The 16,633-nt window shown below is 34.8% G+C and carries 17 protein-coding genes; 11 read left to right on the top strand and 6 right to left on the bottom strand.

Translation table 11 applies throughout. The features are described 5' to 3' along the window. Positions 1-90: 90 nt before the first annotated feature. On the top strand, positions 91-771 hold the full coding sequence (locus tag AC1DKZ_RS19195; protein WP_476996856.1) for a lysoplasmalogenase: 681 nt from the start codon (positions 91-93) through the stop codon (positions 769-771). A gap of 287 nt (positions 772-1,058) precedes the next feature. Next, the gene (gene lepB, locus AC1DKZ_RS19190) at positions 1,059-1,595 is read left to right on the top strand and encodes a signal peptidase I (RefSeq protein WP_002010249.1); all 537 of its coding nucleotides are present in this window, start codon (positions 1,059-1,061) and stop codon (positions 1,593-1,595) included. A gap of 43 nt (positions 1,596-1,638) precedes the next feature. Here the strand turns inward: lepB and AC1DKZ_RS19185 are convergent, their stop codons facing one another. Then, on the bottom strand, positions 1,639-4,422 hold the full coding sequence (locus AC1DKZ_RS19185; RefSeq protein ID WP_431182626.1) for a tetratricopeptide repeat protein: 2,784 nt from the start codon (positions 4,420-4,422) through the stop codon (positions 1,639-1,641). 478 nt (positions 4,423-4,900) lie between these two features. On the opposite strand from AC1DKZ_RS19185, the gene AC1DKZ_RS19180 reads away from it, so the two are divergent. Continuing rightward, positions 4,901-5,494 carry a DedA family protein gene (locus AC1DKZ_RS19180; protein ID WP_002091181.1) on the top strand — a complete coding sequence of 198 codons (594 nt, stop codon included), beginning with the start codon at positions 4,901-4,903 and terminating at the stop codon, positions 5,492-5,494. Positions 5,495-5,507: 13 nt separating this feature from the next. Here AC1DKZ_RS19180 and AC1DKZ_RS19175 read toward each other — a convergent pair whose 3' ends face one another. From AC1DKZ_RS19175 to AC1DKZ_RS19165, 3 genes are all read right to left on the bottom strand, one after another. Beyond that, positions 5,508-5,936: an EamA family transporter gene (locus AC1DKZ_RS19175; RefSeq protein ID WP_002091176.1), complete on the bottom strand. Its 429-nt coding sequence runs from the start codon at positions 5,934-5,936 to the stop codon at positions 5,508-5,510. A gap of 108 nt (positions 5,937-6,044) precedes the next feature. Continuing rightward, positions 6,045-6,191 (bottom strand): BH0509 family protein, encoded by a 147-nt coding sequence (locus AC1DKZ_RS19170; protein WP_000817786.1) that lies wholly within the window; start codon positions 6,189-6,191, stop codon positions 6,045-6,047. A 155-nt stretch (positions 6,192-6,346) separates the two neighbouring features. Then, positions 6,347-6,763: a pyridoxamine 5'-phosphate oxidase family protein gene (locus AC1DKZ_RS19165; RefSeq protein WP_431182627.1), complete on the bottom strand. Its 417-nt coding sequence runs from the start codon at positions 6,761-6,763 to the stop codon at positions 6,347-6,349. Between the two features lie 179 nt (positions 6,764-6,942). Between AC1DKZ_RS19165 and cax the strand changes: the two genes are divergently transcribed. Further along, a complete protein-coding gene (gene cax, locus AC1DKZ_RS19160) occupies positions 6,943-7,998 on the top strand; it encodes a calcium/proton exchanger (RefSeq protein WP_002125016.1) in 1,056 nt (351 codons plus the stop codon). Positions 7,999-8,079: 81 nt separating this feature from the next. Next, entirely contained in the window at positions 8,080-8,877 is a 798-nt protein-coding gene (locus AC1DKZ_RS19155; RefSeq protein ID WP_002125017.1) for a YfkD famly protein, read from the top strand. A 192-nt stretch (positions 8,878-9,069) separates the two neighbouring features. Here AC1DKZ_RS19155 and yfkAB read toward each other — a convergent pair whose 3' ends face one another. After that, positions 9,070-10,197, bottom strand: coding sequence for a radical SAM/CxCxxxxC motif protein YfkAB (gene yfkAB / locus AC1DKZ_RS19150; RefSeq protein ID WP_002125019.1), 1,128 nt, complete (start codon positions 10,195-10,197; stop codon positions 9,070-9,072). 213 nt (positions 10,198-10,410) lie between these two features. On the opposite strand from yfkAB, the gene AC1DKZ_RS19145 reads away from it, so the two are divergent. The 6 genes from AC1DKZ_RS19145 (at position 10,411) to truA (ending at position 16,366) form a co-directional block, all read left to right on the top strand. Next, positions 10,411-10,593: an SE1561 family protein gene (locus AC1DKZ_RS19145; protein ID WP_002010264.1), complete on the top strand. Its 183-nt coding sequence runs from the start codon at positions 10,411-10,413 to the stop codon at positions 10,591-10,593. Between the two features lie 206 nt (positions 10,594-10,799). Next, positions 10,800-12,323: a class I fumarate hydratase gene (gene fumA, locus AC1DKZ_RS19140; protein WP_088038340.1), complete on the top strand. Its 1,524-nt coding sequence runs from the start codon at positions 10,800-10,802 to the stop codon at positions 12,321-12,323. A 126-nt stretch (positions 12,324-12,449) separates the two neighbouring features. After that, a complete protein-coding gene (gene pdaA, locus AC1DKZ_RS19135; RefSeq protein WP_476996855.1) occupies positions 12,450-13,232 on the top strand; it encodes a delta-lactam-biosynthetic de-N-acetylase in 783 nt (260 codons plus the stop codon). A 59-nt stretch (positions 13,233-13,291) separates the two neighbouring features. Further along, entirely contained in the window at positions 13,292-14,155 is an 864-nt protein-coding gene (locus tag AC1DKZ_RS19130) for a DNA-3-methyladenine glycosylase family protein (protein WP_002125025.1), read from the top strand. A 10-nt stretch (positions 14,156-14,165) separates the two neighbouring features. Further along, a complete protein-coding gene (gene rlmD / locus AC1DKZ_RS19125; RefSeq protein ID WP_219300347.1) occupies positions 14,166-15,545 on the top strand; it encodes a 23S rRNA (uracil(1939)-C(5))-methyltransferase RlmD in 1,380 nt (459 codons plus the stop codon). An 83-nt stretch (positions 15,546-15,628) separates the two neighbouring features. Next, complete coding sequence (truA, locus tag AC1DKZ_RS19120; RefSeq protein ID WP_476996854.1) at positions 15,629-16,366, top strand: tRNA pseudouridine(38-40) synthase TruA; 738 nt, start codon at positions 15,629-15,631, stop codon at positions 16,364-16,366. 52 nt (positions 16,367-16,418) lie between these two features. On the opposite strand, the gene AC1DKZ_RS19115 is transcribed toward truA, so the two are convergent. Continuing rightward, positions 16,419-16,622 (bottom strand): hypothetical protein, encoded by a 204-nt coding sequence (locus AC1DKZ_RS19115; RefSeq protein ID WP_431182631.1) that lies wholly within the window; start codon positions 16,620-16,622, stop codon positions 16,419-16,421. Positions 16,623-16,633 lie beyond the last annotated feature (11 nt).

The following is a 16,633-nucleotide window of genomic DNA, read 5'->3' as shown; positions in this document are numbered from 1 at the left end:
TTGTTCTTCTTTTTTTACATAGAAAAAGGAGAACGTGATATATGTAACGAAAAAAAGATAGAATAAAGCATTTATTGAGGAGAACATATTATGAATGTACTTTACATTGTGTTAGTCGGGCAAATTATTCTTTTTTTAATGGGAGCAATTTATGCAATAGGACAGACGAAGAGAACGAGAAATAATATGCCGTTACCTTTAGCCGTTCGTCTTATTCTTAGTTTTTCTTTAACAGGAAGTGCAATTTGGATATGGTTACAAGATCCATCGGCTGAGTACAGTACGTGGGTTGCACTCGGTATGACTTTATCAACTGTAGGGGATTTATTTATGGCAGGATTAATTCCAATTGGTCATCGATTAATTGGAGGAATGGTTACTTTCGCTCTTGCACATTGTTTCTATGTGAAAGCATTTTTACAAACAGGTATTTCATGGAATGGTTTTTGGATCGGTTTACTCGTATACGGGCTCTTTCTAATTATAGGGTGGTTTTTCTTTATTCGAAATGAAAAACAAGACAAACTTTTTACAATAGGCGCTCTAATTTACGGTTTGTGGGTTGGAGGAATGGCATGTTTTGCATTCGCCTTATATTACGGGAATATAGGAATATGGTGGATACCAGCACTTGGTGGTTTACTGTTTGTGATTTCTGATTTTATTATCGGCGTGACAGATATCGGAGGGCGCAAACTGAAGTATGAACCGCTTTGGATTTGGTTTACATATGTCGCAGCGCAGATGTGTATTGTATATGTAGGATTATAAAAAGATACTCTCAAAAATAGTTGATAAACTATTTTGAGAGTATCTTTTTTATTGCTATGCTATTATATTTGTTTGTTTAATTTGTGCAGTATTTTATACTTTCTAAGTATGGATTTCATAAGGGGAATCCTGCTTGATAGATGGAAAATATAGTATATAAAAATAATAAATTTATAGAGATTATTATTTTTATATTTGTAATATTCTAATGTTATAATTCAGAATTTTGTGGAAATTAACTAGTCGGAGTACTTATAATAAAAATAAAAAGATGATGAGATGGTGGAATGATGCAAAAGAAAAAACGTTTGCGTGAATTCTTTGAAATAATTGCAATTGCATGTTTATTGGTGTTTTTGGCGAAAATCTTTTTGTTTTTTCCTACGACTGTAAAAGGAGCGTCGATGAGGCCGACGTTACAAGATGGAGATAAAGTAATTATTAATAAACTTGCAAAGAGATTTGAAAGTTATGAGAGAGAGGATATTATTGTCGTGAAGACAGATAATTTCTACGTGAAGAGAGTTATTGGATTACCAGGAGATGTAATTGAGATGAAGAATGATCAATTATATGTTAATCATCAAGTGAAAAATGAAGAGTATTTAAAGAATAATAAAAAACAGGCAGAAAAATTACTTATCAATTTAACTGAAGATTTTGGACCGATTACAATTCCTAAAAATAAAATTTTTGTGATGGGAGATAATCGTTTAGTTAGTAGGGATAGTAGGAACGGCTTAGGGCTAATTGATAGAACAGAAGTATTAGGAAAGTTCATGGCGATATATTATCCATTTGAACATGTGAAAATTGTAGATTAAAAATAAGAAAAACCAAGCGAATTAGTTGCTTGGTTTTTCTTATTTAAACAGTTGGTGTTTTATTTATTGTTTCTTGTGAAGCAATATGTTCATTATTTTGGTCGATATTTAACATGAATTTTCGTTGTAACAATTGCAATTTAAAGAGTGTTAAAGGATCATGATAAGTTTCTGGGTTCGTTCTTAGCTTTGTTAATGTTTGTTCATCTTCTTGTATTTCAAGTTGGGCCGCTTCTACGGTTTGTTTCAATATGCTAAGAGGGTCTTTAAAGAACATCATGATATCCCGCTCTAGCGCACCTTCAAATACTTCAAATTGAAGGAAGAATTGTTTTGAAATCATCTGAGCAACTTCTGTATAATCTTCTGTTTCAATATATTGTTTATATTTATTTGATAGCATAGATTGATTTTTTTGCATATTACCGAATAATTTCCCTGCACTCTTTAAGAAAAATTGTGTCGGTGTAAAGCGTAATAAAATATTGATGTTAGCTACTGTAATTCTATTCGTCATTCTTGCAACATCTCTATCCCAGTCATCTAGTAATTTGAAATCACAAGGAAGTTTAATACGCTCTTCCTCATAGAGCTTATTAAAGGTATCGCTCATTTCATCTAAATAAGCCTGAGCTTGAATGAATTCATTATGAGCAGTTTCAATCCATTCTTGAATAGACCCAGTAAATTTAGGAAGAAGCACTTGCTGTACATGTTTTTGAATTCTTTCATTCATTGCTACATTTAGTTCTTCATGGACCAGTTTGAAATCACTATCTTCTTGAACGAGGTCAGAGCAACTCTGCAACAATTCAGGAATTTGAGAATGTATATCCTGCGTAATCTCTTCTTTCGTTAAGAGATAAGATTCTGTAATAGAACGAATTTTATCTTTTTGAATGGCAGTAAGATTATTAATAAAACCATCAAGTTTTACTAAAATATGTTTATTCCAGCGAACGGATTTCACTAACGTATTTTCTAATTCCACACGTTCATTTACAAGGTATGCAATTGTTTTTTGGATAAACCATAATAATTTTTCAATGCGTTCTTTTTCCACGTTACGCTGAGTAAGGTTAGAAAGAATAGAGTCTGTTACGTTACCTAGCTGTTCACTACTCTCTTGTGAAGGAGAGTAAGGGAAAAAGTGTGCTTCTGGGAAATGTACGAGTATTTTCTTTTTAATGCTGTTCGTGATATTTTCACTAGTATTCGTATCAATTGTTTGTAAGACGAATTTAATTTGTAAATTTGGTACTTGCTCACGAATATATAATAATGTATCGAGCTCTTCATCATGTAATGGTGAAGCTGAATTTAGTACATAGATGAGACTATCTGCTGCCTGTAAGTATTCAAAGTGAGAGCTGTTTTTGTCAAGTTGTCCATGCACAGTAGGTGTGACAAGGAATGAAAACTTATTTTTTCGTAAAAATCTACTTGGTAATTTAACTTCAATACATTTTCTTTCTAGTTTTGACTGAGAAGGTACCGCTAGTATGTTATGAAGTTCGTCAAAGTTTGGTATATTTCGTATATCTAGTTCTGTAAGCTCAGTTATTTCAGTTTGACTATCATCTTTAAATGTAATTGAAGTTGTTATAGCCTCATTTAATATATTTTCTCCTAGTATAGAGTTAATAAAGGCTGATTTATCATAATCGCTAGCTCCTGCTACTAGAAGTTGTGTAACAGTTAAATCGTATAACTCACGAACAAGTAGTGTGAATTGATGACCTAAATCTACATCATTCTTCTCAGCCCATACAGCAATCGTTTCAAATAATGCTGATACGTCTGCCATATCAACATTTGCATGAGCTGATGCATTTGAAAGTAAGGCAAATGCGCTTTTTACGAGTAATGATTCTAGAGTTGTCGGTGAAACTTCATTCCATGCTAATACTGCTGCGGAGACAAGTAAAGAATCTTCCGCTTTCGTTAAACTAAACCAATTTGTTAATAAATCTGGTACAAGTCCTTGTAATTCGTGCATGAAATGTTGTCCAGTAATCAATTCGAAGTACGTCTCTTGATAGCGAGTAGAAATTTCATTCCAATCATCATTAGCATCTACTTCAATATGTAAGAATAGGTGATTTATTGTTTGAATCCAAGGTAGATGGAATGATTCATTTTCATAGCTGTTCCAAAGTGAAATAACAAGTTCTTTAAACTGAACTTGATCAATAGCATATAAGGCTTTTAAAGATTCATAGAAATACTCAGGTTTTATCTTGTTAGTAAAGCCTCTGTTTACATAATTGATTAAAGTATCAAACCAGTGTAAAGATTTAGTTCGAATTCCTTCTTGAACCGCTAGTTCAATAGCATTATTCCAATCTTCTTGTTTTTCATAGAACGATCGAGCGATTGCAGTAATATTTGGATAGTCCGGTTGAAACGCAACAGCGTCACTAATCGTCTTAAATGCTAGACCTAAACGATTTTGCTCGATATAAAGAGAAAGAAGTTGTAGGGAAACTTCCATCGTAAGAGTTGTATCTTCTGTTTGGATAGATTTATAAATTTCTTCTGCTTTTGGTAAGAAATCTAATTCGAAATAAGCATCTGCAATATTCTTCATAGCCCAGAGAGCAAGTTCATTATTTACTTTCTCCCATTTGAATATAGCGGCTTCAAAGTCGTTAGTTTGGAAATAAACTTCACCTTGTGCAAAGCGAATATTAGATATGTTGGAGAATTCATTTTTTGATTCATTTATATATGCTTCACCGAGTACTTCCGCTACCGGAATGGAAGAGTCTTCTGTTAAAAATGTTTTATAGTAAATCTTTTGGATAAATTGTTTTTCAATGGTCATGTTCGTTCCCCCTGTATAATTTAGAAAAATGATGTTGTATGTAAARGGGTGCATGTTACTCTAATAGGTAGAAGTTGCATTATATAGACCAAACTATGTTTTTGCTAGATATATCATTTTTCTTGAGAGTTAAACCGTTGCAAAAAGTAACTTCCCTTTATTGTAACAAAAAAATAAGCCTATGAATTTTTATTTTTTTATCTCGCTATTTATAGGCAGTAAGACTCCCACACCAAAATTTAGCGAATGCAGGGAAGCTAAGTAGGAGCCCTGCTGCCCGTAAAATCCCGATTGGTTCAGGCTAATAATCAGTTGGGATGGATAAAAAACCCCACTGATTAAATCTCTGTTTAAGGAATGGAATAGAAGTAGAGTTCATTATAAAAACAATGTATAGTGAATATGTATACCATGTTTGTCTTAAAGATAGAATGGGCACAATATGGAATAACGATCGTGTATAGGATGTGTCTTCCGAATGGAACAACATATTGGCGAGTTAATCGCACATTATGGATATTTTGGAATTATTATAGCTTTAGCTGGCGGGATTGTTGGATTACCTATACCGGATGAGTTTTTATTGACTTTTATCGGATATAACATTTCAAAAGGAGTTATGTCAGGAACAGCTGCTTTTTTAAGTGGAATGGCAGGTGCAATGCTTGGCATTACATTAAGTTACATATTAGGTTTAAAACTTGGGCTCCCTGTTTTAAAAAAATATGGTCCGAAAGTTAGAATTAAGGAACATCATATTGAAAAAACACATATTTTATTTGAAAAATACGGTCCATTTCTTTTAATGATTGGCTACTTTATACCGGGAGTACGTCATTTAACAGCATATTTTGCTGGAGTTTCAAATTTAACATTGTGGCGGTTTTGTTTGTATGCTTACGGTGGTGCACTAATTTGGATAAGTGTTTTTATTGGCTTAGGTTGGAAACTGGGAGAGAAGTGGCGCTTTGTTGAATATAGTTTCCATCATTATGGAATATGGATTTTATTAGTTTCGGCAATTGTAACATTTATTGTGTGGATTTACATAAGGAAAAGAAAAAACCGCTAATAATAGCGGTTTTTTAGCTGAAAGCAACAAATAATACACCAGCTGTAATAAAGACTACACCAATACCAGTCATAAAGTTTAACTTTTCACCTAATATAATCATCGCGAGAATAATGGAAAATACTACGCTTAATTTATCGATAGGTGCTACTTGTGAAACTTTTCCTGTTTTTAATGCAAGAAAATAAAATAGCCATGACGAAGCACCAGCGATTCCACTTAATGTGATAAATAGCAGTGCTTTTTTATTTAGGAGGACATCACCGATATTTTGAAATTTACCTTGTATAATAATAACTCCTACCATAAATAATGCCATAATAATAGAGCGAATCGTTGTTGCAACGTTGGCATCGATTCCATCTAAGCCAATCTTTCCAAAAATAGATACGAGGGCAGCAGCAATTGCTGATAATAGTGCGAATAATAGCCATGAACTCATAGTGAAATTCCTCCAATCTTACATTATTATACATGAAAATCATTCTCATGTATAAAAAACGAAATAAACCCCCGCCCTATATTTTTAATAAGGTGGGGGTTTATTATACTACTCTGCTATTTCTTCATATAAAAAGTACGTTACATTATAAATATGCTCTACTTCATCGTCTGTCATAAATAATAATTCGTCACGTTCAATCCCTTTTTTCTTTTCAATAAACTCAATCATGTTTTTTCGTTCTTCTCTTTTCATCAATTTTTATTTCTCCCCTCAATCTGTTTTAATACAGTTTATTTAAGTTACTGCTATTATATAACAGAATCTTTAGAAAGTTCCACCTATTTTATTGTTTTTTCAGAAGAACCTTTCGACAAAACAAGCCCACCTAAGGGGGGCTTGTTTTTATTTTATAGTCGTAAAAACTCGGGATCGGTCGCACCAGCACTATCGATGTAATAAATTGTATCAGGATTGATTTTTATTAGTACGTAATTAGGATCTTCCGAACCGAGTAACCAGCGTTTTAAGCTATTAGTCCAAAATTTGTTTTTTAATGTTTGATCTTCTTCGATGGAAGCGATACCTTCAACTTCAATGTAATCTTCATCTAATTTCTTTCCCTCTCGTCCAAGTAGTACGTGCACATTTGGATTCTTCTCGATATCTGTTATCTTTTTTGAATTTCGATCTGTTGCAACATATAGTACAAAATCTTCGTGGAAAAACATCATAAAGGCGCTATGTGGCTTATCGTTACGTACAGTAGATAATACACCAGTACGTTGACCTTGAATAATAGTTGCGATTTTTTCTTTTAAGTGCATATTTTTAGCCTCTTTTCATAATTCATAATTTTTTCTGTCTGGACAAGATAATTTAAATATCTTTCATACTGTTTTCTTCAATCCGATTTTTTAAACGTAATTGTGATGAAATCGGACAAGTTAGGAGATGAATAATAATAATATCGAGGAGAAATACATACGATGGAAGGATGAAAAGCATGTTTAATAAAATATTTCTCATAGTAGCGCTTATAGGTGTACCACTTTCTGTAATCGGAAAAACACTTCATTGGCCACAAACTATTATGTTTGCTGTATACTGCATTACTATTATTGCATTAGCTGGTTTTATGGGGAGGGCGACAGAAAGTTTAGCAATTGTTTCTGGGCCTCGGATAGGTGGTTTATTAAATGCAACTTTCGGTAATGCCGTGGAACTTATCATTTCAATTTTTGCACTCCAGGCAGGATTAACAGAAGTTGTTTTAGCTTCCTTAACTGGTTCTGTACTTGGAAACTTATTACTGGTAGGAGGGTTATCCTTCTTTATAGGTGGCCTTAAGTATAAAAGACAAAGTTTCAATGTTTATGATGCAAGACATAATTCAGCTTTATTAATATTTGCTGTTGTCGTAGCTTTTGTTATTCCAGAGATTTTTTCAATGAAGATGGATGCTGGAAAGACGTATCAATTAAGTATTGGTGTTTCTATTATCATGATCATTATGTACCTTGCTGCATTGCTATTTAAGTTAGTTACGCACCGTGGTGTATATCAACATAAAAGTGATGAAGTAGCGCATGAGGAAGAGCCAGAGTGGTCCAAAGGTAAAGCGCTACTCATTTTAGCGATAGCAACACTTGCAGTTGCTTATGTGTCAGAGGCACTCGTACATACTTTTGAAACGGTTGCAAAGTCATTTGGCTGGTCAGAGTTATTTATAGGGGTTATCATCGTTGCGATTGTTGGTAATGCAGCAGAACATGCATCTGCGATTATTATGGCATATAAAAATAAAGTAAATATCGCAGTAGAAATTGCAGTAGGTTCTACATTACAAATCGCCATGTTTGTTGCTCCTGTGTTAGTACTTCTTTCGATGCTTTTTGCACAAAAGATGCCTCTAGTATTTACAATACCAGAGCTTGTTTCTATGATTACAGCTGTTTTCTTAACTATCGCCATTTCAAATGATGGGGATACAAACTGGTTTGAAGGAGGCACTTTATTAGCTGCGTATGTCATTATGGGAATTGGTTTTTATTTATTATGAAAAATAGGGATAACAATGCTTCAGAGGGAAAACACTAAATACAGTAATTTATATACCTTTACATAGGAAGGAGCCAGACAGGTGAAACGAGTATACAGCATATGTCTTTCAACCATGGTCTCGTTTATTTTATTATTTCCTAACAGTAGTTTTGCAAAGACAACGGTAGAAGTAAAAATGCCTTCATCTGTTTTAAATATTTCAAAGGATAATACATTTCCAAATGACGCACAAGATTTACCGCGTTTACAGCCAAGTAAGTTTGCGCAAGAACTATTGAAAACAGCAAATATCAAAATTGAAAACCCAGATTTAATTCGAATGTTTAATGAAACGACAATTTCGAATGCACCGCTTGCAGTAGGGTACCGAGCGAAAATTTATTTAGGGCAATGGGCATTAAATTATGAGTCAATAGACACATCGATTAATTGGGAATATAAGCAAGTAAATCGAAATGTATATGATAATCGCGGAGGGGATCGCTTATACCCACTTCGCTATAAGCAAGAAACCCAAAAGACAATCGAAGGTGATTTAACAGCAGATATGAAAGATACTACAGATGTGAAAAAAATGATGCTTCTAAAAGCGCTTGAAAAAGTACAATTGCCACTTTCATTTAAAACAACCATTGGTTATGGTACCGGACATGAGCGTGTTTATAATATTAGTCCAAGTCAACTTGGATATTTATATGCGTATACACCAGCAGTAAATGAAAAAGGAAAAGTAACATTTGGAGAAGTCTACCTTGTGTTAAAAGGGAATCAAAAAAAGCTTGTCGTGAAAAATATTACATCTCAAGGAATCGGAGCCGCTATTCCAATTCATGATCATTTATTTTTTAAATTTGTTTCTTCATCGCATGCACAATGAAATAAAAAACGTCAGCTTATAAGCTGACGTTTTTTATTTATCCCGCTATTTGCGGGCAGTAAAACTCCCACCTCAAAATTCGGCTGGAGCAAAGAAGTTAGGTGGGAGGCCCTGCTGCCCGTAAACTCCCGATTGGTGTGGGCTAATAATCAGTGGGGGATGAACAAAACAACCACTGATTAAAGTTTCACTTTATAACATAATGTTTGATGTTTTTGATAAGAAATCTTCTTTTGGATAGTAGCTATTTTTTACAAGAACGTTTGGTCCAAGGCATTTCACGGCAGGACAATGGCAACTTAATGATTTTGCTGTTTTTGAGTCACACCATTTGTCGTAAGCTTCTTGTAGTGTATTTGTTTGTACATTACCTAGAAGCGGGACATCACCGAAGTCGGTCACGATAATATTTCCATCGAAAATATTTACGTTCAAACGAGAACGACCATCTGGATCATTGCGGACAGTTACATTTTTACTTTCATGTAATTTCTTTAGTGTAGCTAAATCGTGTTCATTATCACTACATGCATAGAAAGGTAATGTTCCGAATAACATCCACACATTTTCATCACGGATCTCTAATAAATGTTCAACTGCATTTCGAATTTCTTCTTTTGTTAAAATTTCAAGTGTGCTAGCGAAGTCACTCGGATACATCGGGTGAACTTCATGACGTTTACAGCCCATTTCTTCAACGATTTGACGGTGAATATGTTCAATATGTGGTAGAGTTCGTTTGTTTAACATAGTTTCGGCTGATACGAGTACACCTGCCTCTGATAGAGCTTTACTATTTGTAATCATTCTTTCAAATAATTTAGCGCGCTGTTCATAAGTAGGCTTACGCTCCATCATTGCAAATCCGCCTTCAACGAAGTCATCGATTGTTCCCCAGTTATGTGAAATGTGCAATACATCTAAGTAGGGAATAATTTGTTCGTAACGTGCTAAATCTATAGTTAAGTTTGAGTTAATTTGAGTGCGAACGCCTCGTTCATGGGCGTATTTTAAGAGTGGTGTTACATAGTTGTCGACGGATTTTTTTGAAAGCATAGGTTCTCCGCCTGTAATACTTAAAGAACGTAAATGAGGAATCTCATCTAATCGTTTTAATAAAAGCTCCATCGGAAGCGGGTTTGGATCTTTCGGCTGTAATGTGTAACCAACAGCGCAATGCTCGCAACGCATATTGCATAACGTCGTCGTTGTAAACTCAACGTTTGTTAATAGTAGTTTGCCGTACTCTTCAAGGTCCATATACGCTTCCCATGGATCGTAAGAAGGAGTAATCGGCTTCATTATTTGTGATATCGTCATATGAAATACTCCTTTGACTATTGAAATAACAATTTGTCCATTCTCTATAATAGAAGAATATGAGCTTTTTATAAAGTGAAACTTTTTTGTAAAAAAAGAGAGAGGGCTTACATTATAATGAATTACTGTGACGAAATTGATGAAATTACATGCCCATAGCAATCATTTTTGCGGTATAATAAAAGCAACTCGAATTAAAAGGAGAGTGCCTTCATGGGAAAAGCAATTCAAGGTAAAGATTCACAACTAGTATATTTGAAAGAACGTTTAAATATGTTCATTGAAGTAATTGATACGATTGAACCAGAAGAGGTAGAATTAGAAGATGTAGATCGTCTTCTTGCAATGTTAGATGAATTAGAACTGAAATGTGAGCAATTTAAAAAAGACGAATAATATATTAAAAAGGCTGCCACTACAAAATTGGCAGCCTTTTTCTGTACGGATAATAGAAGGAATATAGAAAAAAAGGTATAATCAAGTTGTGAAAAATTTCATTTAACCTTTAATGGCGTGAAATAAATAAACAGCTGAAGAGTATAACAATGGAATTTTCATTTCATAACGTTTTGGTAGCGTTCACAATTGAGGGGGAAGTAACAATGGAAAAGCTTCAAGAAAGCATGTATCAACTAATTGTTGAAACGTCAACGAACTTACCGAAAGATGTTCGTCGCGCAATTCAACAAGCGAAAGAACGAGAAAATGCAGGAACTCGTTCGGCGATGGCACTTGGCACAATTACGAATAACATTAAAATGGCAGATGATAATATCTCGCCAATTTGCCAAGATACAGGGATGCCAACGTTTAAAATTTATACACCAGTTGGTGTGAATCAATTAAAACTGAAGGAAGCTATCTATAGTGCGCTTGAGCGGGCGACAAAAGATGGTAAACTTCGTCCAAACTCTGTTGATTCTCTTTTTGGAGACAATAGCGGAAACAATTTAGGACCAGGTACACCTGTTATTAAGTTTGAACAATGGGAAAAAGATTACATTGATGCACGTTTAATTTTAAAGGGCGGCGGTTGTGAGAATAAAAATATTCAATATAGCCTGCCTTGTGAAATAGAAGGACTTGGACGAGCTGGGCGTGATTTAGAAGGAATTCGTAAATGCCTTCTTCATGCAGTATATCAAGCGCAAGGTCAAGGGTGTAGCGCAGGAGTAATCGGCGTCGGTATCGGGGGAGACCGCACATCAGGTTACGAATTAGCAAAAAATCAATTATTCCGTACATTAGATGATGTAAATCCAGTTCCAGAATTACACAAGCTTGAAGAGTATGTATTAGAGAATGCGAATAAGCTTGGCATTGGTACGATGGGATTTGGCGGAGAAACAACTTTATTAGGTTGCAAAATTGGAGTATATAATCGTTTGCCAGCGAGCTTCTACGTATCTGTTGCGTATAATTGTTGGGCATATCGTCGTCTTGGTGTAACAATTCATCCTGAAACAGGTGAAATTATGGATTGGTTGTACCAGGAAGGTGAAGATACACTTCAGCAAGATGCTGCGCAAGAACAAACAGAGCAGCGTGAAATCGTATTACAAGCTCCAATTACAGAAGAGCAAATTCGTGAACTTCGTGTTGGTGATGTTGTTACAATTAACGGCATGATGTATACAGGACGTGATGCGATTCATAAACATTTAATGGATAACGATTGTCCAGTAGATTTAAAGGGACAAATTATTTATCATTGTGGTCCAGTTGTAGTGAAAGATGAAAATGATAATTGGCAAATTAAAGCGGCAGGTCCAACGACAAGTATTCGTGAAGAGCCATATCAAGGCGATATTATGAAAAAGTTCGGTATTCGTGCTGTAATTGGTAAAGGTGGTATGGGTTCTAAAACATTAGCAGCTTTAGAAGAACACGGTGGTGTGTACTTAAATGCAATTGGTGGTGCAGCGCAATATTATGCTGAATGTATTAAAGAAGTGAAAGATGTTGATTTCTTACAATTCGGTATCCCAGAGGCAATGTGGCATTTACGTATCGATGGTTTTAAAGCAGTTGTAACGATGGATTCTCATGGTAAAAGTCTACATGCTGATGTTGATAAAACATCACTTGAAAAATTGGCGAGCTTTAAAGAACCTGTATTTAAGTAAAGAGAAGTGCATCTCGAATTATTCGAGGTGCATTTTTTTGGTATATATAGAAAAACATGTTCAGCATGAAAGAAAGCAGGGAAACAGAAACTACAGGTACGATTATATATGGAAAGGAGACTATTTATGAAATATAAATGGTTATATATAGGTCTCATTTTTTCAATTATGATGGCACTTGTTCCAGTTTCAACATCTGCTTATACGAATACACCACATAACTGGGGAATCCCACGTCCTAAAAATGAAACGGTGCCAGATGCAGGGAAACTATATACAGAATTACTACAAAAAAATGGTGGGTTTTATTTAGGAGATACGAAGAAAAAAGATATTTATTTAACATTTGATAATGGATACGAAAATGGATATACAGGAAAGATTTTAGATGTACTGAAGGAGAAAAAAGTACCAGCAACTTTCTTTGTGACGGGACATTATATAAAAACACAAAAAGATTTATTATTAAGAATGAAAAATGAAGGACATATTATTGGTAATCATTCTTGGAGTCATCCAGATTTTACAACAGTAAATGATGCAAAACTTCGTGAAGAATTAACGAGCGTAACGGAAGAGATTAAAAAAGTTACTGGGCAAAAAGAAGTGAAATATGTACGCCCTCCGCGAGGCGTGTTTAGTGAAAGAACGCTAGCGCTTACGAAAGACATGGGATATTATAACGTGTTTTGGTCGCTTGCATTTCTTGATTGGAAAGTAGATCAGCAAAGAGGATGGCAATACGCTCATAATAATGTAATGACTATGATTCATCCAGGATCTGTTTTGTTACTTCATGCAATATCAAAAGATAATGCAGAAGCACTTGCGAAAATCATTGATGATTTGCGCGAGAAAGGGTATCATTTTAAAAGCCTAGATGATTTAGTAAAAAGCAATCAACCGTAAGCATGTATGCTTGCGGTTTTCTCATGCTATAATGATGTGTAAAAAGGATGGGGAAACGTATGTGGAGCGAACATGTTACGTTAGAATATCCGTACCATTTTGAGGAAGTACTAAAGCGTTTATCTTTCGACCCGTTAAACGTTATTCAATTAGACGAGAAAGTAATTTATGTCCCGCTTTTTATAGACGAAGAACAGATTGTTGTTCGTTTGCAAGGGATTGGTACTGTTCAAAATCCACAGTTTTGGATCTCTAGTCAGGCAGGAGATCAAGAGAAAGTAATGAAACGAATGAGATCCATTTTTCACTGGAATGAACCGTTTCAAAATATACAAAATCATTTTTTAAACACATCATTACGTCCACTATTTGAAACATATGCTTATACTCCAATTATTTTAGAATTTGATTATTTCGCTTGTCTTCTTCGCTGTATTATTCATCAACAAATAAATTTGAAATTTGCTACTGTGCTAACAGATCAATTTGTAAAACGATATGGGACAGAGAAGAACGGCGTTTTCTTTTTCCCAACACCAGAAAGAGTAGCAAACATTTCAATAGAAGAATTGAGAGAGCAGAAGTTTAGTCAGCGAAAAGCCGAATATATAGTAGGATTAGCAAAACATATTGTAGGCGGTAAATTAGATTTAGCAAGGATACAAAACGAAACAGAAGAAGAAGTATCGGCACAATTGTTACCAATAAGGGGTATTGGAGCATGGACAGTGCAAAACTTTTTAATGTTTGGGCTTGGTCGGAAAAATATGTTTCCAAAAGCAGACATTGGAATTCAGCGCGCAGTGCAAGGTGTATTTCAATTAGATAATAAGCCTGATGATGCATTTTTAGAAAAAGTGAAACAAGAGTGTGAACCATATTGCAGTTATGCAGCGTTATATTTATGGAAAAGTATAGAGTAGAGGTGTAATAATGATACAAAAGCAACAAGAGAGTAAGTTGGAAGTTGGTCAAACGTTTCCTGTGACAATTAAACGTCTTGGGATTAACGGAGAAGGCGTTGGTTATTTTAAGAGACAAGTTGTTTTCATTCCAGGGGCATTGCCAGGAGAAGAAGTTGTTGCTGAAGCAACGAAAATTCAGCGTGGCTTCGCTGAAGCGAAAGTGAAAAAAGTTCGTAAATCATCACCACATCGTGTGAAAGCACCATGTTCAGTATATGAGGAGTGTGGTGGCTGTCAATTGCAGCATCTAGATTATAAAGAACAATTAAATCAAAAGCGTGATATCGTTGTACAAGCATTCGAGAAGTATATGAATGACAGTCTAGAAGAGAAAATTCGCCCGACGCTTGGTATGGAAAATCCATGGCATTATCGTAATAAAAGTCAATTGCAAGTGGGGCGTAAAGACGAAAAGGTTATTACAGGGTTATATAAGCAAAACTCACATCAGTTAATTGATATTTCTCATTGCATGATTCAACATAAAGCAACGAATGAAGCGACAAAAGTTGTAAGACGTATATTAGAAAAATTAAATGTTTCTATTTACAATGAGAAAAAACAAAAAGGTTTAGTACGCACAATTGTGACACGTACTGCAGTTCAAACAGGGGAAGTGCAAGTCACACTTATTACAACAAAAGAAGAATTACCAAATAAAGATCAATTTATCGCAGAAGTACAAAAACAAATGCCAAGTGTTAAATCAATTATGCAAAACGTAAACTGGCGTAAAACATCTGTTATTTTCGGTGATAAAACATTTAAATTAGCTGGAAAAGAAGTAATTCAAGAAACACTAGGTGATTTATCATTTGAATTATCAGCACGCGCATTCTTCCAATTAAATCCAGAACAAACTGTTGTTTTATACGATGAAGCGAAAAAAGCAGCTGCTTTAACAGGAAACGAGAAGATTGTGGATGCGTATTGCGGTGTCGGTACAATTGGACTTTGGCTTGCGAATGATGCAGCGGAAGTACGTGGTATGGATGTAATTCCAGAAGCGATTGAAGATGCAAAGAAAAATGCAAAACGCCACGGATTCACAAATGCAAAGTATGAAGCTGGTAAAGCGGAACAATGGTTACCAAAATGGGTGAAAGAAGGCTGGAGTCCAGATGTCATTGTTGTCGATCCACCGCGTACAGGTTGCGATGATAAATTACTTGAAACGATTTTAAAAGTGAAACCGAAACAAGTTGTTTACGTGTCTTGTAATCCATCCTCATTAGCACGTGATGTGCAAACATTAATGAAGAGTTATGAAGTGGAGTATGTGCAACCAGTTGATATGTTCCCACATACAGCTCATGTAGAAAATGTAGTGAAACTTGTTAGAAAGTAACATTCAATAAGGATATGTCCCTCACAAAGCAGGAGCTATGTGAGGGTATATTTTATTTAGCGAATGGAAGTAAGGAGAATACGATGAACAATTATAAATTGACGATTCAATATGACGGTGCGCGTTATAAAGGGTGGCAACGTCTTGGGAATAATGACAATACGATTCAAGGGAAAATCGAAAGTATAATATCTGAAATGGTCGGAAAAGAAACTGAAATTATCGGCTGTAGTAGAACGGATGCTGGTGTACACGCTTTGAACCAAGTAGCTAACTTTCAAAGTGATGAGAAGTTAGTAGAACATAAAGTGAAAAAGTATTTAAATCAATATTTACCAAATGATATTAGTATTACGAGTGTAGAAGAAGTACCAGATCGTTTCCATGCTCGTTACAATTCTAAAGCAAAAACATATCTTTATAAAATTTGGAATGAAGAGCATACGAACCCATTTATGCGTAAATACAGCATGCACGTGAATAAACAATTAAATGTGAAAAGCATGAAAGAAGCTGCGAAACATTTAATTGGTTCACATGACTTCACTGCTTTTTCAAATGCAAAGTCTAAGAAAAAATCTATGGTTCGAGAAGTGTATACACTTGATGTTTCCGAAGAATCAGGATTTGTACAAATTAGAGTAAGTGGTAACGGATTCCTTCATAACATGGTGCGGAAAATTGTTGGAGCATTAATTGAAGTTGGATTAGGACAATTAGAGGCGGACGCAATTCCAAACATTTTAGAGGAAAAACAACGTAATCAAATTAATTGTCTTGCTGAGGCGAGTGGATTGTATTTGGAGAATGTTGAATTTTGATAATAAGTAAAAAAATCGAGCTGATAAGGCTCGATTTTTTTGCACTCTGAAATTAAGAAGATTTCTCTTTCTTCATACGTAGCTTCAAATTCCAAAAAGCAGCAAGCATAATAGCTGCAAAGGAGCCGCTAATTGTGGCTAATAGCTTTGCATAAGGAAAGCTGTTCATATCAATATTAATGAATAACATCATACATAGAACGGCAGGAAGAAGGTATAAGTATTGTAATAACTTTAATTTTTTATCATTACTCATATATATCGCCC

The sequence above is a fragment of the Bacillus sp. 05T21 genome, from assembly GCF_056396785.1.
The sequence above is the reverse complement of the archived record's forward strand: the minus strand, read 5'-3'. Positions and strand labels throughout refer to the sequence as shown.